The sequence below is a fragment of the Streptomyces sp. NBC_01092 genome (genome assembly GCF_045039535.1).
Taxonomy (GTDB): domain Bacteria; phylum Actinomycetota; class Actinomycetes; order Streptomycetales; family Streptomycetaceae; genus Streptomyces.
Genome location: NZ_CP108659.1, coordinates 5,013,303 through 5,033,697 on the forward strand (window position 1 = coordinate 5,013,303; position 20,395 = coordinate 5,033,697).

19 protein-coding genes and 2 pseudogenes are annotated in these 20,395 nt (G+C 72.3%); 12 read left to right on the top strand and 9 right to left on the bottom strand.

The genetic code is table 11. From position 1 onward, the window contains the following. Window positions 1-12: 12 nt before the first annotated feature. Window positions 13-1,680 (bottom strand): diguanylate cyclase CdgB, encoded by a 1,668-nt coding sequence (cdgB, locus tag OG254_RS22500; protein ID WP_405584581.1) that lies wholly within the window; start codon window positions 1,678-1,680, stop codon window positions 13-15. A gap of 338 nt (window positions 1,681-2,018) precedes the next feature. Between cdgB and OG254_RS22505 the strand changes: the two genes are divergently transcribed. Then, on the top strand, window positions 2,019-2,618 hold the full coding sequence (locus OG254_RS22505) for a flavin reductase family protein (RefSeq protein WP_405584584.1): 600 nt from the start codon (window positions 2,019-2,021) through the stop codon (window positions 2,616-2,618). A gap of 67 nt (window positions 2,619-2,685) precedes the next feature. Continuing rightward, on the top strand, window positions 2,686-3,180 hold the full coding sequence (locus OG254_RS22510; RefSeq protein ID WP_405584587.1) for a GNAT family N-acetyltransferase: 495 nt from the start codon (window positions 2,686-2,688) through the stop codon (window positions 3,178-3,180). A gap of 48 nt (window positions 3,181-3,228) precedes the next feature. Here OG254_RS22510 and OG254_RS22515 read toward each other — a convergent pair. Then, window positions 3,229-4,180: pseudogene (locus OG254_RS22515) on the bottom strand (sigma factor). 149 nt (window positions 4,181-4,329) lie between these two features. Continuing rightward, window positions 4,330-4,767 (bottom strand): alternative ribosome rescue aminoacyl-tRNA hydrolase ArfB, encoded by a 438-nt coding sequence (arfB, locus tag OG254_RS22520; RefSeq protein WP_351200628.1) that lies wholly within the window; start codon window positions 4,765-4,767, stop codon window positions 4,330-4,332. A gap of 181 nt (window positions 4,768-4,948) precedes the next feature. On the opposite strand from arfB, the gene OG254_RS22525 reads away from it, so the two are divergent. The 3 genes from OG254_RS22525 to OG254_RS22535 all read left to right on the top strand — a co-directional run bounded on the left by OG254_RS22525 (window position 4,949) and on the right by OG254_RS22535 (window position 6,661). Beyond that, complete coding sequence (locus OG254_RS22525) at window positions 4,949-5,524, top strand: TerD family protein (RefSeq protein ID WP_351200626.1); 576 nt, start codon at window positions 4,949-4,951, stop codon at window positions 5,522-5,524. Between the two features lie 112 nt (window positions 5,525-5,636). Beyond that, window positions 5,637-6,182, top strand: a complete 546-nt coding sequence (locus tag OG254_RS22530; protein WP_405584591.1) for a GNAT family N-acetyltransferase — start codon at window positions 5,637-5,639, stop codon at window positions 6,180-6,182. Between the two features lie 5 nt (window positions 6,183-6,187). Continuing rightward, complete coding sequence (locus OG254_RS22535; protein ID WP_405584594.1) at window positions 6,188-6,661, top strand: hypothetical protein; 474 nt, start codon at window positions 6,188-6,190, stop codon at window positions 6,659-6,661. A gap of 14 nt (window positions 6,662-6,675) precedes the next feature. Here OG254_RS22535 and OG254_RS22540 read toward each other — a convergent pair whose 3' ends face one another. After that, entirely contained in the window at window positions 6,676-8,142 is a 1,467-nt protein-coding gene (locus OG254_RS22540; protein ID WP_405584597.1) for a M1 family metallopeptidase, read from the bottom strand. Window positions 8,143-8,183: 41 nt separating this feature from the next. Here OG254_RS22540 and OG254_RS22545 point away from each other — a divergent pair, with 41 nt between their 5' ends. Next, window positions 8,184-8,684 (top strand): hypothetical protein, encoded by a 501-nt coding sequence (locus OG254_RS22545; protein ID WP_405584600.1) that lies wholly within the window; start codon window positions 8,184-8,186, stop codon window positions 8,682-8,684. 50 nt (window positions 8,685-8,734) lie between these two features. Here OG254_RS22545 and OG254_RS22550 read toward each other — a convergent pair whose 3' ends face one another. Next, window positions 8,735-9,439: a pentapeptide repeat-containing protein gene (locus OG254_RS22550; protein ID WP_405584603.1), complete on the bottom strand. Its 705-nt coding sequence runs from the start codon at window positions 9,437-9,439 to the stop codon at window positions 8,735-8,737. Window positions 9,440-9,602: 163 nt separating this feature from the next. Between OG254_RS22550 and OG254_RS22555 the strand changes: the two genes are divergently transcribed. The 3 genes and pseudogenes from OG254_RS22555 to OG254_RS22565 all read left to right on the top strand — a co-directional run bounded on the left by OG254_RS22555 (window position 9,603) and on the right by OG254_RS22565 (window position 13,422). Further along, the gene (locus OG254_RS22555) at window positions 9,603-10,772 is read left to right on the top strand and encodes an FAD-dependent oxidoreductase (RefSeq protein ID WP_405584606.1); all 1,170 of its coding nucleotides are present in this window, start codon (window positions 9,603-9,605) and stop codon (window positions 10,770-10,772) included. A gap of 60 nt (window positions 10,773-10,832) precedes the next feature. Further along, on the top strand, window positions 10,833-11,813 hold the full coding sequence (locus OG254_RS22560) for a zinc-binding dehydrogenase (protein ID WP_405584608.1): 981 nt from the start codon (window positions 10,833-10,835) through the stop codon (window positions 11,811-11,813). Between the two features lie 143 nt (window positions 11,814-11,956). Next, window positions 11,957-13,422 (top strand): annotated as a pseudogene (locus OG254_RS22565) (MFS transporter). 82 nt (window positions 13,423-13,504) lie between these two features. On the opposite strand, the gene OG254_RS22570 reads toward OG254_RS22565, so the two are convergent. Further along, window positions 13,505-14,911, bottom strand: a complete 1,407-nt coding sequence (locus OG254_RS22570; protein ID WP_351200612.1) for an FAD-dependent oxidoreductase — start codon at window positions 14,909-14,911, stop codon at window positions 13,505-13,507. A gap of 54 nt (window positions 14,912-14,965) precedes the next feature. Between OG254_RS22570 and OG254_RS22575 the strand changes: the two genes are divergently transcribed. Genes OG254_RS22575 through OG254_RS22585 form a run of 3 tightly spaced genes read left to right on the top strand, consistent with a single transcriptional unit; the run spans window position 14,966 to window position 17,545 of the window. Continuing rightward, window positions 14,966-15,859, top strand: a complete 894-nt coding sequence (locus tag OG254_RS22575) for an aminoglycoside phosphotransferase family protein (protein WP_405584611.1) — start codon at window positions 14,966-14,968, stop codon at window positions 15,857-15,859. Window positions 15,860-15,868: 9 nt separating this feature from the next. Next, the gene (locus OG254_RS22580; RefSeq protein ID WP_405584614.1) at window positions 15,869-16,363 is read left to right on the top strand and encodes a GNAT family N-acetyltransferase; all 495 of its coding nucleotides are present in this window, start codon (window positions 15,869-15,871) and stop codon (window positions 16,361-16,363) included. Between the two features lie 45 nt (window positions 16,364-16,408). Further along, window positions 16,409-17,545, top strand: coding sequence for a DUF4037 domain-containing protein (locus OG254_RS22585; protein ID WP_405584617.1), 1,137 nt, complete (start codon window positions 16,409-16,411; stop codon window positions 17,543-17,545). A 14-nt stretch (window positions 17,546-17,559) separates the two neighbouring features. Here OG254_RS22585 and OG254_RS22590 read toward each other — a convergent pair whose 3' ends face one another. Genes OG254_RS22590 through OG254_RS22600 form a run of 3 tightly spaced genes read right to left on the bottom strand, consistent with a single transcriptional unit; the run spans window position 17,560 to window position 20,390 of the window. Further along, a complete protein-coding gene (locus tag OG254_RS22590; RefSeq protein ID WP_405584620.1) occupies window positions 17,560-18,843 on the bottom strand; it encodes a wax ester/triacylglycerol synthase domain-containing protein in 1,284 nt (427 codons plus the stop codon). Window positions 18,844-18,894: 51 nt separating this feature from the next. Further along, window positions 18,895-20,103 carry a beta-ketoacyl-[acyl-carrier-protein] synthase family protein gene (locus OG254_RS22595; protein WP_405584623.1) on the bottom strand — a complete coding sequence of 403 codons (1,209 nt, stop codon included), beginning with the start codon at window positions 20,101-20,103 and terminating at the stop codon, window positions 18,895-18,897. Further along, complete coding sequence (locus tag OG254_RS22600; RefSeq protein ID WP_405584626.1) at window positions 20,100-20,390, bottom strand: phosphopantetheine-binding protein; 291 nt, start codon at window positions 20,388-20,390, stop codon at window positions 20,100-20,102. Before OG254_RS22600 ends, OG254_RS22595 begins: the two co-directional genes overlap by 4 nt. Window positions 20,391-20,395 lie beyond the last annotated feature (5 nt).

Consider the following 20,395-nt stretch of genomic DNA (forward strand, 5'->3'; position numbering starts at 1 on the left):
CTGACCTGGGATTCATCCCGCCCGTCTGTGTTGTTTGGGACGAGATCGTTTCTCTACGTACATCCGCTCGTCAGCGGACTTCAACACTTCGTCCGCGGTCATCCCACAATGTGCCCACCCGATGCCGAAGCTGGCCCCGACGCGCACGGCACGCCCCTCGGCCCGGATCGGCTGGATGATCTCGTTGCGCAGGCGTACCGCGAGGTCCTGGGCGTCGGCGCGGCCGAGACCGTCGGCGAGGATCACGAACTCGTCGCCGCCGAGCCGGGCGACGGTGTCGCCGTCGCGGACCTGGCGGGACAGGCGCCTCGCCACCTCGATGAGCACCGCGTCACCCGCGTTGTGCCCGAACCGGTCGTTGATCGACTTGAAGCCGTCGAGGTCGCAGAAGAGCACCGCGAGCCCCTTGCTGCCGTCGTCGGTGCCGTCGTCGTGCTCGGCCTCGTCCGGAGAGACGGTGTGGACGTGGTGGTCGAAGGCCTCCAGCGCCGCCGCGCCCGGGAAGTCGAAGCCGTGGCCGTTGGCGTCGAAGACGGCCGGGTGGCCGTAGGCCGCGTCCATGGACTCCAGGGCGCCCGCGTGGGCGGGGCGCCTGCACAGCCGCGAGGCGAGACGGGCGCGCAGCTCGGCGGAGTTCGGCAGGCCGGTGAGCGAGTCATGCGAGGCGCGGTGGGCGAGCTGGAGCTCGCGGCGCTTGCGCTCCTCGATGTCCTCGACGTGGGTGAGCAGGAAGCGGGGCCCGTCGGCGGCGTCCGCGACGACGCTGTTGCGCAGGGACACCCAGACGTACGTGCCGTCGCGGCGGCCGAGGCGGAGCTCCGCCCGTCCCCCTTCCGCCGAGGTCCGCAGCAGCGTGCCGATGTCCTCGGGGTGGACGAGGTCGGAGAAGGAGTAGCGGCGCATCGCGGAGGCGGGGCGTCCCAGCAGACGGCACAGGGCGTCGTTCGTGCGCAGGATCCGGCCGTGCTGGTCGCCGCCCATCTCGGCGATGGCCATGCCGGAGGGGGCGTACTCGAAGGCCTGCCGGAAGCTCTCCTCGCTGGCGCGCAGGGCCTGCTGGTCGCGTTCGAGCCGGACGAGCGCCCGCTGCATATTCGCGCGTAGACGTGCGTTGCTGATCGCGATGGCGGCCTGGAACGCGTACATCTGGAGCGCCTCGCGCCCCCACGCGCCCGGCAGCCGGCCGTTGCGCGGCCGGTCCACGGACAGGACGCCGATCAGTTCGCCGCAGGCGCCGCCCTGCACACCGGGCGTGTACATCGGCGCGAACAGGCGGTCCGAGGGGTGCCACTCGTCCTCGAAGCGGGGCGCGGGCCCGTCGGTGTACCACTGAGGGACGTCGTCGTCGTCGAGGATCCAGCCTTCGGTGTGCGGTATGAAGACCAGGTCGCCCCAGTGCTGCCCCATGTTCAGCCGGCGCTCCCACGAATCGCGCGAGCCGACCCGGCCGGTGATGAGGGCCTCGGCGGCGGGGTTGCCAGCGAAGGCGGCGACGACGAGATCGCCGTCGGGGCGTACGAGGTTGACGCACGCGAGCTCGAACCCGAGGCCGGTGACGACACCGTCGGCGACAGTCTGTAGTGTGTCCGCCAGACTACGGGCCGTGTTCATGTCAGCCATGACCTGGTGCAACTGTCGCAGGGTCGCAAGACGGACATACGGCTCCGACTCGGTCTCCATGCTCGCCCTCCCCCCGAGACCTCGCAGCGAATCAAGGGTTCTACTTCGGCGTAACTTCCCTTGCTAGTTCCCCGCCACTGAATCACAGCGCGCTGCCCACTCGGTACACAGGGTCAACAATTAATGGCTCTTGTGACTCAAGTCACAACTGAACGTGAACAATTGAGCGGTGTTTCTGCGTTTTTCCTGTGTGTTTACTGAACGCAAACTGAGTGCGCGCGTGGAGATGGCACGAAACGACCGCGAACAGTTCCGCACGACTCCGTCGGGAGACCTAGGTCCGTTCTCGGGCGCAGGCCCGATGTGCGGTGCGCGGGACCGACATTAGCGTTTTCGCCGTGCCGAACACTTCACCTCCCGCTCCGCCCGTGACCGCCGACCTCCCCGCCTCGCGCGGCGCCGCCCGGCATGCTGAGTCAGTGAGCAACGACGAGTTCCGAGCCGCGATGTCGCGGCTCGCCGCGGGCGTGGTCCTGGTGACCGCGCTGGAGCCGCCCCTGGACCCCGACGACCCGCACGCCCCGGCCGGCGAGGACGTCGGCATGACGGCCACGGCGTTCATGTCGGTGTCCCTGGACCCGCCGTTGGTGCTGGTCAGCCTGCGTGAGGGGGCCCGCATGGACGACCTGCTCGCCGAGCAGCCGCTGTGGGCGGTCTCCGTCCTCACCGAGAGCCAGCGCCACATCGCCGGGCGCTTCGCCATGAAGGGCCGCGTCAGCGACCGCCTGCTGTTCGCCGACATCCCCTACGTCCGCGGCAAGGAGAGCGGCGCGCCTCTGGTGGGCGGCGCCCTGGCCACGCTGGAGTGCCGCACCGAGCAGCGGGTGCCGGCCGGCGACCACACCCTGGTGATCGGCCGCGTCCTGTCGGCCTCTCTGCCGAGTGCGGACGGTCGTCCGCTGACCTATTTCCGGGGCCGTTACCGGCAGTTGGGATGATCTCCGCCGCGGATACGGACCGCAATTCCCTTGGCTAACAAATGATCACCCGGCATACCGTGTCGGGATGACGTCGACGACTTCCGCACCGCGCCTCGAAAACATCACACCTGGAAATTTCGAGGCGGCGACCGGCATACGCGTACGCCCCGATCAGGAACACGCGGTCTCCCCCGTGATGCAGTCCCTCGCCGAGGCATACGTCCATCCCGCGGGCGTCGCCTGGCCCCGCCTGATCGTCGACGGCGAGCGCCCGGTCGGCTTCCTGATGGCCTTCCTCGACATCGACTGGCGCGGCGACGGCAGCGTCCGCCGCTCCGGCCTGTGGCGGCTGAACATCGCCGCCGAGGAGCAGGGCCGGGGATACGGCCGCTTCGCGGTCGAGTCCGTGGCCAGGGAGCTGCGCCGCCGGGGCGTGAGCGAGCTCCACGTCACCTGGCACCCCGGCCCCGACGGCCCGGAGGGCTTCTACACCGGCCTGGGCTTTCGCGTGACCGGGGAGACCTCCGGGGACCAGACGGTGGGGGTGCTGGACCTGGACGGCGTCGGGGACCGGCTCTGAACGGGCGGGCTCCGCCCGGCGGCCGAGGGCCCTCGATGCCGACGGTCCCTAGCCGAGGTCGATGTCCAGCCGGGCGACCCGGTCCGGGTCGGCCACGATGTCGATCACGGCGATCCGATCCCGTACGAACGCAAACCTCAACGCCCGTTCCACCCGCCCGCCGACCAGGACCACGGACCCGGCCGCGCCGTCGACCAGCGCGTGCCTGGACACCACGGCGGGCCGGGCGGCCAGGGCCGCGGACCCGAACGTCGACGCGCCCCGCGCCACCGCCGCGGCGCCGGTCGTCGCCCCGGCCTCGGTGCGCACGATGACGTCCGGGTCGAGGACGTCGAGCAGCCCCTCGAAGTCACCGTCGCGCGCGGCGGCGAGGAAGGCGCCGACGACCTCACGCTGCCGGCGCTGAAGGGCCCGGTCGTTCTCGGGCACCTCGGCGCCCTGCACCCGGCGCCGGGCCCGGCTGGCGAGCTGCCGCGCGGCGGCCGGCGTACGGTCCACGACGGCGCCGACCTCCTCGAACGGCACCCCGAACAGGTCGTGCAGCACGAACGCGAGGCGCTGGGGGTCCCCCCTGCTCGAAGAGCTTGGGGGACGGCGTCAGGGTGTCCAGTACGACGAGCAGGGCGACGCCCACCGAGTCCGCGAGGAGCGCGTCCTGCTCGGGGTCGACGGGGAGCGGGGCGGAGGCGGCGGAGCCGGTGGCCGAGGCGGCGGCAGGGGGTGCCGTGGAGTCCAGGGGCTCCTCCGCGCGGGACTTGCGGGAGCGCAGCATGTCCAGGCAGACCCGGCCGACGACGGTGGTCAGCCGGCCGCCGAGGTTGTCGACCCAGCTGGTGTCGGAACGGCTCACCCAGAACCACGCCTCCTGCACCGCGTCCTCGGCCTCGGCGGTCGACCCGAGCATGCGGTGGGCGACGGCACGCAGATGGCCGCGGTGCGCCTCGAAGCGCCGGGCGAGGAAGTCGGTGTCGTCGGTGCCGTGGTTGCCATCGGCGCTCATCTGTCGCAGCCTCTCGTCGCGATCCGTCCGTCGTCACTGGCCTGACGGATCGCGCGGCGAGAATGTGACGGCCGGCCCCGCTGGGGGTACCCCCTCTGGGGGAGGGCGTGCCAGGCCCCGCGACGCCGGCCTGATCCGCCGGACAGGCCCTACCCCCAGTCCCGCCCGGAGCGCCCCCGCTTGGTGTCGGAGCGCTGCTTCTTCTCCCGCAGCCGCCGCTCGTTGATGCCGCGGGGAATGCGGGTCGGCCTGCGCGGCTTGGGCGGTGGGGCCGTCGCCTCGGCGAGGAGCGCGGCGAGGCGTACGGCGGCGGTCTCGCGGTTGCGCCACTGGGAGCGGTGCTCGGAGGCGCGCACGGTGACGACGCCGTCGACGAGCTTTCCGGCCAGCCGCTCCAGCGCCCGCCGCTTCCACACCTCGGGCAGCGCCTCGGTGCTCGCGAGGTCGAAGCTCAGCTCCACCTTTGAGTCACTGGTGTTGACATGCTGGCCGCCCGGACCGCTCGACCTGGAGAAACGCCACATGAGCTCGGCCTCGGGGAGCGAGACGGAGCCACGGATGACGTGAGGACCAGACATGCCGTACATCGTCCCGCGTCTGTCCGGTCCACGTCACCCCAATATCGCCGCCGGAGTCCTCATGTCTCCCCTACGGGTGCTCTTTGGCAAAGAAAGTAAAGACACTTGGAACTTGAGGTACCCCTCTCTGCGTTCATAGGGGTAGCTGTAGCTTCTAGCCGTACCGCAACGAGGGAAGGGACTCCCAACAATGGCTGTAAGCCTGTCCAAGGGTGGCAACGTCTCGCTCACCAAGGAGGCTCCGGGCCTGACCGCCGTCACCGTGGGCCTCGGCTGGGACGTCCGCACCACCACCGGCACGGACTTCGACCTCGACGCCTCGGCGATCGCGGTCAACCCCACGGGCAAGGTCTACTCGGACGGACACTTCGTCTTCTTCAACAACAAGCAGACCCCGGACCAGACCATCGTCCACACCGGTGACAACCGCACCGGCGAGGGCGCGGGCGACGACGAGGCGATCAACGTCAACCTCGCCGGCCTCCCGGCCGACGTCGAAAAGATCGTCTTCCCGGTCTCGATCTACGACGCGGAGAACCGCTCGCAGAACTTCGGCCAGGTCCGCAACGCCTACATCCGCATCGTGAACCAGGCCGGCGGCGCCGAGATCGCCCGCTACGACCTCTCCGAGGACGCGGCCACCGAGACCGCCATGGTCTTCGGCGAGCTCTACCGCAACGGCGCCGAGTGGAAGTTCCGCGCCGTCGGCCAGGGCTACGCCTCGGGCCTGGTGGGCATCGCGCAGGACTTCGGTGTGAACGTCTGACGGACGCCGCGCTGCACTGCACTGGAACCCCTGGCTTCGGCCGGGGGTTCCGGCGTTCGGGGGTGCGTCAGGTGGCCACCGGCCTCCCTCACCCCTTCGATAGGTTGCCCGAATGATCCTCGACCCCCTCCCCCTCACCCCGGACCGCGACATCCCGTCCCCGGTCCTCACCGAGCTCACCGCCCTGTACGCCTCCCACCGCGACTTCCACGCACTCACCGGCGAGTTCCCGGACCCCGAGGACATCCGCCCGGAGCAGGTGGCCGCGGCCCTGGCCGACGAGTTGCTGATGCCCGGGGCGCAGGTGCTGCTCGCCCGCAGCGAGGGCCGCCTGGTCGGGATCGCGATCACGCTGGCCGACCATCCCGACCCGGTCGACCCGGATCCGTGGATCGGGCTGCTGATGGTGGACGCGGCGGCCCAGGGCCAGGGATACGGCAAGCGACTGGCCACTCTCATCGAGGACCGCTTCCGCGCGGAGGGCCGCACGGCCGTGCGCCTGGCCGTCCTGGACAACAACCCCAAGGCCCTCGCCTTCTGGACGACCCTCGGCTACGAAACCATCGGCTACGGCCGGGACCGCGAACGCGACCGCCCCTGCACGGTCCTCCAGAAGCAGCTGACAGCCCCCTCCCCCGGCGCCGACGGGGCGGCCTGAACGACGTGGACTGGACGACCCTGGCGGGCACGGCCCTGGGCGCGCTCGTCGGCGTCGGCTCGACCCTGCTCGCCGACCGGGCCCGCTGGCGCCGCGACCTGGCCGACCGGACCCGGCAGGAACGCCGGCAGATCTATGTGACCGTCCTGACCAAATACCGGCTGGCCTACGAGGCCATGCACACGGCCGCCGTCGCCGCCGGCCGCGGGGCGGACGGGACAAGGGAGACGGCCGTACAGGAGGCGTTCCGGGCGTCGGGCTGCGACGAGGCCCGGGAGACCGCGCTGATCTGCGCTCCGCAGGAGATGTCCGACGTCCTGGAGGACGTCTACTCGACCCTGCGGGACCTGCTGGAGGTGTTCGCCGCCGGTGATCCACCGCTCGGCTCACCGGAGCTGCAGGAGCGGCGGCTCAGGCATGCCGAGGCTGTCTGGGCGGCGCGGGCGGCGATGCGGGGGGACCTGGAGCGGGCGGGCTGACGGCAGGGCCGCCGCTACGGGTGCTCGGGGCGTCCGTCGCCGTACAGCCAGTCCTTCCAGAGGGTGGTGAAGTCCTCGTCCGGCGCCGTCTTCTCCACGTACGCCGTGAAGTCGGCGGTGTCCGCGTTGCCGTGGCGGTGCTCGTCGGCCCAGCCCTGGACGATGTCGTAGAAGGTGTCGTCGCCCACCGTCCGGCGGATCTTGTGGACGACCATCGCGCCGCGTTCGTAGACGGGCGAGTCGGAGATGTGCGCGGCGCTCGTGGGCTTGGCGGGCGGGAAGTCCCAGAGTTCCTCGAGGTCGTCCTCGCCGTGGTCGTACAGGGCGTCGAAGGTCTCCTGGGCGCTGTCGCCGCCGTTGTCCTCCTCCCACAGCCACTCGGCGTATGTCGCGAAGCCCTCGTTCAGCCACATGTCCCGCCAGCTCTTCGGCGTCACGGAGTTGCCGAACCACTGGTGGGCGAGCTCGTGGACGAGGAGTTCGGTGCTGGGGGCGCCCGGGAAGACGGGACGGTTCTGGGTCTCCAGGGCGTAGCCGGCGTCCTCCTTGTCCGAGACGATCGCGCCGGTGGAGGAGAAGGGGTACGGACCGAAGTTGTACTCCGCCCACTCCATGATCTCGGGGATCCGGGCGAGAACCTTGCGGCTGGGGCCGGCCTGGGCGGGGGACACGGCGGTGTAGACGGGCAGTTCGCCCTCTCCCTCGTCCTCGTCCTCGGTCGTGGTGACCGTGGAGCGGGCGATGTCGTAGTCGCCGATGGCGAGGGCCGTGACATGGCCGGCCATGGGCTCCGCCGTACGCCAGTGGAACGTCGTACGGCCCTCTCGCGTGCTCCGCTCGGCCAACTCCCCGTTGGAGACGACCTCCAGCCCCTCCGGCACGGTCACCGAGATGTCGTACGACGCCTTGTCCGACGGGTGGTGGTTGCCGGGGAACCACGCCATGGACCCCGTGGGCTCCCCCAGGGCGAGCGCGCCCGCGTCGGTGGGCAGCCAGCCCTCCTCGGAGCCGTCGGGGTCGGTGATCGTCTGCGGGGTCCCGGAGTAGCGGACGGTGATCCGGAAGGTCTCGCCCTCGTCGAGGTCGTCGTGCGGCCGGACGACCAGTTCCTGGCCGTTACGGCTCCAGCGGGCCCGCTTGCCCTCCACCGACACCTTCTCGACGTCCATCCCCAACAGGTCGAGGTCGAAGGCGGAGAGGTCCTTGCCGGCGCGTGCGGTGATCTCGGCGGTGCCGGTGAGGTGGCGGTCGTCGGGGTCGTAGTCGAGGTCGAGGGCGTAGTGGGTGACGTCGTAGCCGCCGTTGCCGGCCTTGGGGAAGTACGGGTCGCGCACGCCGGAACTGCCGGGGGTGCCGTGCACTCCGCCGCACGCCGTGAGGGCGAGGGCGAGCACGCCACAGGCGCCGGCCCGCAGGATCCGTGCGGCCGAGGGGACCCGTGCGGTCGGACGGGCCTGGACAACGAGTACGGAACGGGACACGTCAGTGATCCTATGAGCGCGGCCGTGACACCATCACCTCCGTGCTCGACATCGGCTACGCCCTCTCCAACCGCTTCCCGGACCCCCCGCAGACGGACTACCGCCGCGCGGACGTCCACGCCCTGCGCCACGACCTGTTCTGCGGGGACGTCTACCTGGCCGACACCAAGGAGGACCGGGAGGTGTCCACAGCCTGGGGATGGGTGCCGGTGCTCGACTTCGCCTGGGCCCTGTGCGACATCGCCGAGCGGCTGGACCGGGACCCGGCCGGGTCCCGCGCCTCCCGGCCCCAGCACGCGGAACTCGACTTCACCGAGTCGACCGACCGCATGCTCTTCGAGCGCCGCTTCGGCTGGGTGGACATCGAGGCGGACTGGATGCCGGCCGAGGAACCCCCGCTGACCTTCTCCCACAGCGAACTGCGCCGCGAGGCCCGCGACTTCCTCCACGACCTGCTCGCCGACCTGATCGACCTGCACGACGACCTGGGCGAGAACCCGGCGATCTGGACACTCCAGGCCCGCTATCCCCGGGTGACGTGAACCCACCACAGCGCCCTCCCCCCCCCGGCCGGCACCCCACCGAACGGTCGTCAGCCCTCCACTCGAATCCCCAGCTGGGCCGCCAACACCGGTGCCAGATCCAGTAGTTGACCCGGACTGATCACCGCTCCCGCCAGCCGGTCCACGCCCCGTGCGATCTCCAGCTCCGCCGCCCCGCGCAGATCCACGTCCGTCAGGGTCGCCCCGGTGAGGTCCACCCCCTTCACCGCGCAGTCCACGAACTCCACCCGCTCCAGCCGGGCGCCCCCGAAGTCCGGCTCGACCAGGACGCAGCCCTCGAAGACGACGTCTCTGAGCCTGGCCTTGCGCAGGTTCAGATAGTCGATCTTGCCGCCGCGGATCACGACCCGCTCCAGCACGGAGCCGTGCAGCTGCACCCCGCCCAGCCGGGCGTCGACCAGCTCGACATCGCGCAGGGTCGCCTCGGCGAGGTCGGTGCCGACACCCCGTGGCTCGGTGAGGACCGAGTCGAGGATCCGGGCGTGACGAAGCCGCGTCTCGTCCAGGACGCAGCCCTTCAGCGCGCAGTCCATGAAGCGGGCGCCCGCGCCGTCGTGCCGGGTGAGGTCCTCCTCCCGGAACTCCAGGCCGTCGTAGTCCCCGTCCGGCTCCAACTCCCCGTCCCGGAACGGCTCCAGCGCCGGCAACCGCAGCTCCGGCCGCCGCGCCCCCTTCGCCGCACCCCTGCCGGGCCCGCCCGCGCCGCCGCCCGCACCCACCGCTCTCCTCGCCATGCCCCCATGCTGCACCCCGCCACTGACAATCACCCGGGCCCGCCCCAGACGCGCCCGTGACCAGCGCGAACACCGGTGATGTCACATTCCGGGGGCCCCGGGCCGTCGTACTCACAGAACAAGGCAAGACAGGCGACCCCGAGCAAGAGGGAGACCCCCAGCCATGCACCGCATCACCGTCATCGGCGGCGGCTTCGCCGGACTCACCGCGGCCATCACCGCCGCCGAGGCGGGCGCCAAGGTCACCGTGTACGAAGCCCACCACACCCTCGGCGGACGGGCCCGGACCGCCGAGGGGCCGTACCGGACCAACGAGGGCCCGCACGCCCTGTACAGCGGCGGCCCGCACTGGGCCTGGCTCAAGCAGCGGGACCTCATCGGCCCGCTCGCGCCGATCCCGCCGCTGGAGGCCGCCCGGCTGCGGCTGCGGCACCGTGGCGTCCTGCGCCGCACCCCGCCGTTCGCCATGCTCAAGCTGCTGCGGCCCGCCCTGCCGCAGGCGCCCGTCGAGGTGGACTTCCTGACGTGGGCCACCGGCATCGCCGGCGAGGAGGGCGCCCGTGCGGCCGCGCACTACTCCGCCGTCGCCCTGTTCCACCACGACCCCGGCGCCCTGTCCGCCGCGTTCGTGCAGGAGCGGCTGCGCCGGGCCACCAAGCTGCCGCCCGAGGCCCACTATCCGAAGGGCGGATGGGCGAACCTCATCGACCGGATGGCGGCCCGGGCGTGGAACCTCGGGGTGCGGATGGAGACGCTCTCCCGCGTCGACAGCCTCGACGGCCTGACGACCGACTCGCCCGTCGTCGTCGCCACCACCCTCGACGCCGCCCGCCGCCTCCTCGGGGACGACTCCCTGACCTGGACCAGCGGTCGTACGGCGCTCATCGACCTCGCCGTGCGCACCCGGCGCGGGGACGCCTTCGTCGTCTCCGACCTCGACGAGACCGGGTGGCTGGAACGGTTCACCGCGCAGGACCGCTCCCTGGCCCCGGCGGGCGAACAGCTGATCCAGGGGCAGATCCCGCTCGCCCCGCACGAGTCGAGGGCCGCCGGCATCGCCCGCGCCGAGCGGCTCCTCGACCTCGGCTTCCCCGGCTGGCGCGAGCGCGTCACCTGGCGCAGGGAGGCCGTGGCGGGCGGCCGTACCGGGGCCGTCGACCTGCCCGGCACCAGCTGGCGCGACCGTCCGGCCGTCGACCGCGGCGACGGCGTCTATCTGGCGGGCGATCAGGTCGCCGCCCCCGGTGTCCTGTCCGAGGTCTCCTTCAACAGCGCGCTCACGGCCGTGTCCCTGGCCCTCGGCCGGCACGCCCTTGACCTCAAGCAAGCTTGAGGTTGAAGGCTGACTTCCTGACAGCTTCCGAGCACATGGCCCGTCTCATGGGGGACCCCGATGCACGCCATCCGTCTGCACACCTTCGGCCCGGCCGAGAACCTCACCTACGAGGAGGTCGACGCCCCCCTTCCAGGACCCGGCCAGGTCCGCATCACCGTGGCGGCGGCCGGCGTCCACCTCCTCGACACGGCCTTGCGCGAAGGCGTCCAGGGCCCGGCGCCCGAGCCGCCCACGCTGCCCACGATCCCCGGCCGTGAGGTCGCCGGCGTCGTCGAGTCCCTCGGCGAGGGCGTCGCGCGGCTCTGGCTCGGCAAGCGCGTCGTCGCCCACCTCGGCTTCGCGCCGGGAGGCTACGCCGAGCTCGCCGTCACCGACGTCGACCGCGTCCACGAGATCCCGGCCCATCTCGACTTCGCCGAGGCCGTCGCCATGATCGGCACGGGCCGTACGGCGATGGGGATCCTCCAGTTCGCCGAGCTCGGCCCGGACGCGGTGGCTGTGATCCCGGCGGCGGCCGGCGGCATCGGCACCCTCCTCGTGCAGTACGCCAGGAACGCCGGCGCGGTCGTCGTGGGTCTCGCGGGCGGGCCGGAGAAGGTCGCCCGCGTGCAGGCGAACGGCGCCGGCCTCGCCGTCGACTACACCGACCCGGGGTGGCCCGGGAAGGTGCGCGCGTTCCTGGGCGGCCGGGGCGCGACCGTCGTCCTCGACGGCGTCGGCGGCGACGTGGCCCGCGAGTCCGTCGCCCTGCTCGGGCCCGGCGGCAGGCACCTCGTCTTCGGCTGGTCCGGCGCAGGGCTGCGCGACGGCGAGCCCTACCTCGTCGAGGGCGTCTCCGAGAACGTCCTCGGCCCCGCGATGATGCGGAGGGCCGGCGGCCCCAACCCCGTACAGACCCTCGAACTGCGCGCCCTCGCCGAGGCCGCCGCGGGCCGTCTCACCCCGGCCGTGCAGCGCTTCCCGCTGGCCGAGGCGGCCGCCGCCCATCGCGCCCTCGAAACCCGCGCGACCACCGGAAAGGTGGTACTGGAGCCATGACCGGCCACAAGCGCCCGCACCGTCCGAGCGGCCATCGCTCCCCAGATGCGACGCGTACCGAGCCATGATCTTCTGGCCAGGTGACCGTCACCCGAACGGGTGAATCCGCCCGGGATGCCGACCCCCGCCGCTGGTGGGGACTGGTGATCATCGCGCTCGCGCAGCTCATGGTCGTCCTCGACGCGACCATCGTGAACATCGCACTCCCCTCCGCGCAGGAGGACCTCGGCATCTCCGACGGCAACCGCCTGGGGGTCCCCCCACGCCTTTAAGGCAGTGGGGGAGGGTGATCACCGCCTACACGCTCGCCTTCGGCGGTCTGCTCCTCCTCGGCGGCCGCATAGCCGACCTGGTGGGCCGCAAACGCACCTTCGTCATCGGCCTCGTCGGCTTCGCCGCCGCCTCCGCGCTGGGCGGCGCCGCCACCACGGCCGGCATGCTCTTCGGCGCCCGCGCGCTGCAGGGCGCCTTCGCCGCCGTACTGGCCCCGTCGGCCCTGTCGCTGCTGACGACGACGTTCACCGACCCCAAGGAGCGCGGCAAGTCCTTCGGCATCTACGGCGCCCTGGCCGGCAGCGGCAGCGCGATCGGGTTCATCGTCGGGGGACTGCTCACCGAGTACCTGAACTGGCGCTGGTGCCTGTACGTCAACGGGCCCATCGCCGTGATCGCCGTCTTCGGAGCGCTCGCCCTGATCCACGACAGCCCCGGCCACCCGGGCGCCCGCCTCGACGTGCCCGGCGTGCTGCTCGGCTGCGGCGGACTGGTCGCCATCGTCTACGGGTTCGCCGAGGCGGAGCCACGCGGCTGGACCGACCCGATGGTGCTCACCCTGTTCGTGCTCGGGGTCGTGCTCCTCGCGACGTTCGTCTGGTGGCAGACCAGGGCCCCGGTGCCGCTGCTGCCCCTGCACATCATCAAGGAACGCAACCGCGCCGGCTGCTTCCTCACGATGGCGCTCGCCGTGATCGGCATGTTCGGCCTGTTCCTGTTCATGACCTACTACCTCCAGGTCATCCTCGACTACTCGCCGGTGATGACCGGGCCGGCCTTCCTGCCCCTCACCGCGGCGATCATCATCGGCTCGACCCAGATCGCCGCCCGTCTCCTGGACCATGTGGCACCCCGCGTGCTCATGGGCCCCGGCGCCCTGCTCGCGGCCATCGGCATGGTGCTGCTGACCCGGCTGACGGTGCACTCCTCGTACGCGACCGACATCCTGCCCGCCCTGATCCTCTTGGGCCTCGGCATGGGCCTGATCTTCATGCCGGTGTTCGCCACGGCGACGGCGGGCGTGGCCCCGCAGGACTCCGGCGTGACCTCGGCGACCGTCAACACCTCGCAGCAGGTGGGCGGCTCGATCGGTACGGCCCTGCTCAACACGATCGCCACCACCAGCAGCGCCGCCTACATCACCGCCCATCTCACCGACCCGGCCCGGCGGGCCCTGGTCACCAGGGAGGGCATCGTGCACGGCTACACGGTCGCCATCTGGTGGGCCGCCGCCATCATGCTCCTGGCCGGCCTGGTCGCGACCCTGATGGTGACGGCGAAGGCCCCGCGGCACGGGGCATCCCAGGAGGCGCCGACACCGGAGCCGGTGGCCTGAGCACGGCCCACCGACGACCCGACGGACGGGGGAGGGAGGGGCCCCATCGGACGCGGAGCTCCTCCCCCATCGCCGTCCCGTTTCAGTGCCGCCCGGAGATCCGGTCGGCCAGCCGCGCCGCCCGCGACGACTCGGCGCTGGGCGTGGCGAGCTCCCGCCGGTCCGCCGCCCGGTACGCGGCGTACAGCCCGTGCACGCCGATCCAGCGCAGCGGCTCCGGCTCCCACTTGCGCACCTTGTGCCCGACCCACGGCAGTTCGGTCAGCTCGGTGCGCACGCCCTGCCCCGAGTCGATCTGCACCAGGTCCCGCAGGGTCCGCGCCGCGAGATTCGCGGTGGCGACGCCGGAGCCGACGTAACCGCCCGCCCAGCCGAGCCCGCTCGTCCGGTCCAGGGTGACGGTCGCGCACCAGTCGCGCGGCACCCCCAGCACCCCCGACCACGCGTGCTCGACGCGCACCCCGGCCAGCGAGGGGAAGAAGCCGACCAGGATCTCCCGCAGGGCCTCGATGGTCTCCGGCTGCGTGCGCCCGTCGTTGTCCGTCCGCGACCCGAAGCGGTACGGCACCCCGCGACCGCCCAGCGCGATCCGCCCGTCGGCCGTGCGCTGCGCGTACATGTAGGCGTGCGCCATGTCGCCCAGCGTCTCGCGCCCGTCCCAGCCGACCGACTCCCACTGCTCGTCGGTCAGCGGCTCGGTGGCGATCATCGAGGAGTTCATCGGCAGCCAGGTCCGGTGCTGGCCCTTGAGGTTCGCCGTGAAGCCCTCGGTGCAGCGCAGGACGTAGGGGGCGCGGACGGTGCCGTAGGGGGTGACGGCGTGCTTGGGCCGGATCTCCGTGACCGGCGTCAGCTCGTGGATCGTCACGCCGAGCGCCTCGACGGCCGCCGCGAGCCCCTTGACCAGCTTCACCGGGTGCACGCGCGCGCCGTGCGGCGTCCATGTCGAGCCGACCGCGTCGGCCACCCGGATCCGCTCGGCGGTCCGGCGGGCGTCGTACAGCTCCCGGTCCTTCTCGCCGAACGCCAGCTCCTGCGCGTGGAACTCCTTCAGCCGCGCCAACTGGGCCGGTGTACGGGCGACTTCGAGCACACCGCCCTTGTGGATCCCGGCGTCGAAACCCTCCGCCTCCGCGACCCGGATCACCTCGTCCACGGTGTCGTTCATGGCCCGCTGCAGCCGTACGGCCGCCTCGTGGCCGTGCAGCTTCGCGTACCGGTCGCGGCCCGCGATGCCGTTGTACAGCCAGCCGCCGTTGCGTCCGGAGGCGCCGTATCCGCAGAACTTCTGCTCCAGGACGGTGATCCGCAGGAAGGGAACCGCCTTCTTCAAGTAATAGGCCGTCCACAGTCCCGTGTATCCACCGCCCACGATCACCACGTCCGCGGCGGCGTCCCCGTCGAGCGGCTCCCGCGCCGCAGGGAGGCCGTCGTCCGCGTACCAGAAGGAGATCCCGCCGTTCACGGCGTCACTGACCGAGCTGCTCATGGCGAGGACGTTAATTCGCGCGAGCCGATTCCGGCACCCCAGTAGGGTCGCAAAGTGATCGACATTCCGGACGAGCTCATCGCCCAGCATGTGCGCTACGACGGAGAGGCGGGCCGCGCCTACGTCGCCTCGCTCGCGGAACGCGCCACGCGCTTCCTGGAGCACTGGCGGCTGAGCCTGGACGGCCCGACGATGTACGGCCGCTGCGCGCTGGTCCTGCCCGTGCTGCGGGCCGACGGGACACGGGCGGTGCTCAAGCTCCAGGACGTCGACGAGGAGACCGTGGGCGAACCGGTCGCGCTGCGGGCGTGGGGCGGCGACGGCGCGGTCCGGCTCCTTCAGACCGACGACGAGACCGGCACGCTCCTTCTGGAGCGGCTCGACCCGGACCGTCTCCTGGCCGACCTGCCGGACTCCCGCGAGGCCACGCTGATCGTCGCCCGGCTGCTGGCCCACCTCACCACCACCGCGGCCCCGCCGGACCTGCGCCGCCTCGGCGACATCGCCGCGGCCATGCTGGAGCGGACACCCGCGGCCCTGGAGCTCCTCCCGGATCCGGACCCGGACACCCGTCGCCTGATCACCGACTGCGCGGCGGCGGTGCGCGAGGTCGCCGACGCGCCCGGCGACCGGCTGCTGCACTGGGACCTGCACTTCGAGAACGTCCTCGCCGCCGACCGGGCACCCTGGCTCGCCATCGACCCCAAGCCGCTCGCGGGCGACCCCGGGTTCGACCTCTTCCCGGCGCTGTGGAACCGCTTCGACGCGGACGAGGTGGTGTGGCGCTTCGACGCCATGACGGAGGTCCTCGGCCTCGACCGGGCCCGGGCGCGCGCCTGGACGCTGGGCCGGGTCCTGCAGAACTCCCTGTGGCAGATCGAGGAGGGCCACGCCCCGCTCGCCGCCCACCTGGAAATCGCGCGGCGTCTGAGGAGCCACTCCGGCTAGCCTCGCACCATGATCCGACCCGCCACGCCCGCCGACATCCCCGCTCTGCACGCCCTGATCCGGGAGCTCGCCGAGTACGAGAAGGCGCTGGAGGAGGCGAAGGCCACGCCGGAACAGCTCCATGAGGCCCTGTTCGGCGACCGCCCCGCCGCCTACGCCCACATCGCGGCCGACGACGCGACCGGCGAGACCGTCGGCTGCGCGCTCTGGTTCCTGAACTTCTCCACCTGGCGCGGAGTCCACGGCATCTACCTGGAGGACCTGTACGTCCGCCCCACCGCCCGCGGCGCCGGCCACGGCAAGGCCCTGCTCGCCGAGCTGGCCCGGCTGTGCGTGGAGCGCGGCTACCAGCGCCTGGAGTGGTCCGTACTGAACTGGAACACCCCCTCCATCGCCTTCTACGAGTCCCTCGGCGCGCTCCCCCAGGACGAGTGGACGGTGTACCGCCTGACCGACGAGGCGCTGGCGAAGCTGGGCGCCGACCCCGGGCCCACGCCGGTGTGAACGTTCTGCGCATGACCCGCCATCGAATGGGCACGGCTTCCTGGCATGAGCCCCACGAATATGCGCCCTCCCTCCAACACCGCCATATCCGAGGCCGAGTTCGTCCCCGGCCTCGAACTCTCCCGCCGCTTCTACACCGACGCCGTACGCCCGTTGCTGGAGGAGGCCGCCCCGGGCGTCCCCCACTCGGCGGCCCGCATCGGCAGCGGCTCCGAGGTCCTCGGCCACGACACCCCGCGCTCCGCCGACCATGAATGGGGCCCGCGCCTGCAGGTCTTCCTCCACCGCCACGACGTCCCCCGGCACGCGGCCCGCATCAGACACATGCTGTCCGAGCACCTCCCGAAGACCTTCCTGGGCCACCCCACGAACTTCGCCCGGACCGACGAGAGCGGCGACATCCGCGTGATGCGCACGACCGACGGCCCCGTCCACCACCGCGTCGAGGTGACCGGCACGTCCACCTGGTTCACCGACGCCCTCGGCTTCGACCCGGCCCAGGGCCTCACCCCGGCCGACTGGCTGGCCACGCCCACCCAGCTGTTGGCCGAGGTCACCGCGGGCGCCGTCTTCCACGACGGACTGCACACCCTCACCCCGTTACGCCGCGCGCTGCGCTGGTACCCCCACGACGTCTGGCTGTACGTCCTGGCCTGCCAGTGGCAGCGCATCGCGCAGGAGGAGGCCTTCGTGGGCCGCGCGGGCGAGGTCGGCGACGAACTGGGCTCCGCCGTCACCGCCGCCCGCCTGGTCCGCGACCTGATGCGGCTGTGCCTGCTGATGGACCGCCGCTACCCGCCGTACGGCAAGTGGCTCGGCAGCGCCTTCGCCCGCACCGCCGCCGGCCCCCGCCTCACCCCCGTCCTGACGGCCACGCTCGCCGCGACGGACTGGCACACCCGCGAACGCCATCTCGAGCACGCCTACGAGATCGTCGCGCACCAGCACAACGACCTGCGGCTGACCGACCGCGTCGCCCCCACCACCCGCCCGTACCACTCCCGCCCCTTCAAGGTCCTGCGCGCCGACCGCTTCACCACAGCCCTGCTCGCCCGCGTCAGCGACCCGACGCTGAAGGATCTGCCACCGGTCGGGTCGGTGGACCAGTTCGTCGACAACACGGACGCACTGACCCGCCCGGCACTGACCCGCGCCCTGAGCCACGACGCACGCAAGCCCTAGACCGTACGAGAGCTCTAGACCGTACGAATGCCCTGAACGGCCCGCGCAACAGGCACCCCAGCCCCCGCGACCGCCTCCAGCTCCCGGACCACGGCGGCACCGATCAGCTCGGCGTCCCCCGCCCGCAGATGGCTGACGACGGTGAGGGTGTACGCGTCGGCGGTGTGCACGAGACACAGGTTCGCCGTGCCCGGCGGGGAGAGCTGCGGAAGCGGGACGACGCGTGCCAGGGGGCGTCCGTGCAAGTGGCTGGGGATGTCACGCCACTTGAAGGCGGTGCACAGGCTGGTGGTCAGCTCGGGACGTGCCAGGCGCCTGGCCATCACCCCGGCCAGCCACGGCAGGGTGCGCGCGGCGGCCTGCAGCGCGGGCAGGATCGCACGGTGCGCCTCGCAGCGGTGCTCGAACGCCGCGACCTGGTCCTGGCAGGCCCGCAGCCGGGCCACCGGGGTGTCGAGGTCGACGGGCAGGGCGACGCGCAGCGCGGTGACGCCGTTGCCGAGCTGCTGTGCGTTGTGCCGGGTCCGCAGGTCGACCGGCACCGTGGCGTAGAGCGGGGTCGGCCCCTTCGGCCAGGAACGCAGGGGCCCGTGGCAGGCGCGCAGAGCACCGGCGTACGTACTCAGCAGGAGCTCGTTGAGCGTCGCCCCGCGCCCGCCCGCCGGCTGGCGCCGGGCCGCCCGCATCACCTCCGGGTCGATCCGGACCACGGCCACCGACGGCCCCGGTCCGCCGCCGGACGACGCCGGGACGGGCTGACCGGGAACCCCGATGCGCCTGAGCTCCGCGCCCACGCTGGCGAGCCGGACCGACGGCCGCTGTCGCGTCCCCTCGGCCGGCACGGGCAGTCGCTGCGGGGCGGCGTCGTCCATCAGCATCCGGAAGAGGGTCTCCAGGGACCTGCCGTCCAGCAGCGCGTGATGGGCGAGCAGCACCACCGCGTGCTCGCCGGCAGGGGTGGGCCGCCGCGTCACCAGCAGCTTCCACGGGGGCCGTTCGCCCGGCAGCGGGTGCGTGACACCGTCGGCCAGCAGCCGGTCCACGTCCTGGTCGGTGACGGCGATGTGCGCGGCGGGATCGAACGGCCGGGTGGCCTTCCACCGGTGACCGGAGACGGCCGACGGCCCGGCGGGGGGCACCGGGACCAGACTCATCCGCTCCAGCGCGCCCCATCGGTCACGCACCCGGGTCCGTACCCACGCCGGATCGAACGGTTCTCCGGGAAACACCGCGGCGATACCGATGGTCCCCGGCATCCCGTTGCGCAGATGCCCTTCCTCGATGGCCGTCAGCCTCATCTTCCACAGCCTCCCGTTCCCAAGTCCCCCCAAGGTCCCCGCCCTCGCCGCTCAGACGTGGGGTGAGTCGAAGACGACACAGGCGTTGTGGCCGCCGAAGGCGAAGCTGTTGCTGAGCACAGGCCCGTCCGGGATCTTGCGCGGTTCGCCGGTGACCAGGTCCAGCTCGCACCGGGGGTCCAGCTGTGTGAGATGGGCGGTCGGCGGCGCGAGCCCCTCCCGCACCGACATCACCGTGATCACCGCCTCCAGCGCCCCCGCCAGCCCTAGCCCGTGCCCGGTCACCGCCTTCGGGGCGGTCACGGGCACCGCACGGGACCCGAACACGGCCGTGATGGCCCGTGCCTCGGCGAGGTCGTTCAGCTCGGTGCCGGTGCCGTGCGCGTTGATGTGGCTGACGGCGTCGGCGGTCGCCTGGGCATCGGCGAGCGCCTGCCGCATGCACGCGGCGGCCCCCGCCCCGTCAGGATGCGGTGCGGTGAGGTGGTGGGCGTCGGAGGTGCGCCCGTACCCGGTGAGCGTGGCGTGCACACGGGCGCCCCGCGCACGGGCGAGGTCCAGCCGCTCCAGCACCAGGAAGGCCGCCCCTTCGGCGAGGACGAAGCCCTGCCGCCCGGCGTCGAACGGCCGTGACGCGGCAACGGGATCCGCGCACTCGGTGACCATCGCCCCGGCCCGCCCGAAGGCCAGTGCGGTGGTGGGAGTCAGGGGGCTGTCGTGCCCGCCCGCCACCACGACGTCCGCGCACCCGGCCCGGATCATCTGCATGGCCTCCCCCACGGCGTGCGTCCCGGAGGCACAGGCGGTGGAGATCGTCAGACTGGGCCCGGTCACACCGAGCCGGGCGCTGATCCAGTACGCCCCCGCGTTGTTCATCAGCCGGGGCGCGTAGAGCACGTCGGGATGCCCGATGCCGGCCTCCTGGCTGATCACCCCGCCGTAGCCGGTACCGGTGACCACGGCCCGCCGCGCGGGAGGGACATGCAGCCCTCCGGCGTCCTCGACGGCGTCCGCGGCCGCGCACACGGCCAGCTGCACCGACCGGTCCGCCCGCCGCGTCTCCTTGACCGTCAGATACCCGGCCGGGTCGAAGCCGGTCATCGGAGCGGCGGGATGTACGACGGTGCCCTCGTCGTCGAAGGCGTGCAGCGAGATCGCCGAACGGCAGCGGACGAGGCTCTCCCACAGCGCCTCCGGCGTCGCCCCGGCGCCACAGCGGACGCCCAGACCCGTGACGGCGACGGCGTGCCGGCCGGTCATCGGGCCAGGGTGGTGTGGGCGTCAGGGGTGCCGGTGCGCAGCCGCACGATGAGCTCGGCGACGTCACCCACGGTGGCCACGGCGGACTTGTCGGTCCCCCGCAGGGACACCCCGAACAACTCCTCGGACGCCGCCTCCAGTTCGGTGATGTCCAGGCTGTCGGCTCCCAGGTCGGCGACCAGCCGGGCCTGCGGCACGACTGCCTCCTGCGGCACCGACATCACCCGCGCGCACAGCGGGCGCAGCGCTTCCCATACGTCACCTGTGTCCCGGCATTCGGCTTCCATGCAAC

Excerpts from the sequence above, each read along its gene's own strand:
- OG254_RS22570 (WP_351200612.1), bottom strand. The coding sequence starts at position 14,911 with ATGAGCAGCTCGGTCAGTGACGCCGTGAACGGCGGGATCTCCTTCTGG.
- OG254_RS22525 (WP_351200626.1), top strand. The coding sequence starts at position 4,949 with ATGGCTGTAAGCCTGTCCAAGGGTGGCAACGTCTCGCTCACCAAGGAG.
- OG254_RS22510 (WP_405584587.1), top strand. The coding sequence starts at position 2,686 with ATGACGTCGACGACTTCCGCACCGCGCCTCGAAAACATCACACCTGGA.
- OG254_RS22550 (WP_405584603.1), bottom strand. The coding sequence starts at position 9,439 with ATGGCGAGGAGAGCGGTGGGTGCGGGCGGCGGCGCGGGCGGGCCCGGC.
- OG254_RS22560 (WP_405584608.1), top strand. The coding sequence starts at position 10,833 with ATGCACGCCATCCGTCTGCACACCTTCGGCCCGGCCGAGAACCTCACC.
- OG254_RS22580 (WP_405584614.1), top strand. The coding sequence starts at position 15,869 with ATGATCCGACCCGCCACGCCCGCCGACATCCCCGCTCTGCACGCCCTG.
- OG254_RS22530 (WP_405584591.1), top strand. The coding sequence starts at position 5,637 with ATGATCCTCGACCCCCTCCCCCTCACCCCGGACCGCGACATCCCGTCC.
- OG254_RS22590 (WP_405584620.1), bottom strand. The coding sequence starts at position 18,843 with ATGAGGCTGACGGCCATCGAGGAAGGGCATCTGCGCAACGGGATGCCG.
- OG254_RS22585 (WP_405584617.1), top strand. The coding sequence starts at position 16,409 with ATGAGCCCCACGAATATGCGCCCTCCCTCCAACACCGCCATATCCGAG.
- arfB (WP_351200628.1), bottom strand. The coding sequence starts at position 4,767 with ATGTACGGCATGTCTGGTCCTCACGTCATCCGTGGCTCCGTCTCGCTC.
- cdgB (WP_405584581.1), bottom strand. The coding sequence starts at position 1,680 with ATGGAGACCGAGTCGGAGCCGTATGTCCGTCTTGCGACCCTGCGACAG.
- OG254_RS22555 (WP_405584606.1), top strand. The coding sequence starts at position 9,603 with ATGCACCGCATCACCGTCATCGGCGGCGGCTTCGCCGGACTCACCGCG.
- OG254_RS22600 (WP_405584626.1), bottom strand. The coding sequence starts at position 20,390 with ATGGAAGCCGAATGCCGGGACACAGGTGACGTATGGGAAGCGCTGCGC.
- OG254_RS22595 (WP_405584623.1), bottom strand. The coding sequence starts at position 20,103 with ATGACCGGCCGGCACGCCGTCGCCGTCACGGGTCTGGGCGTCCGCTGT.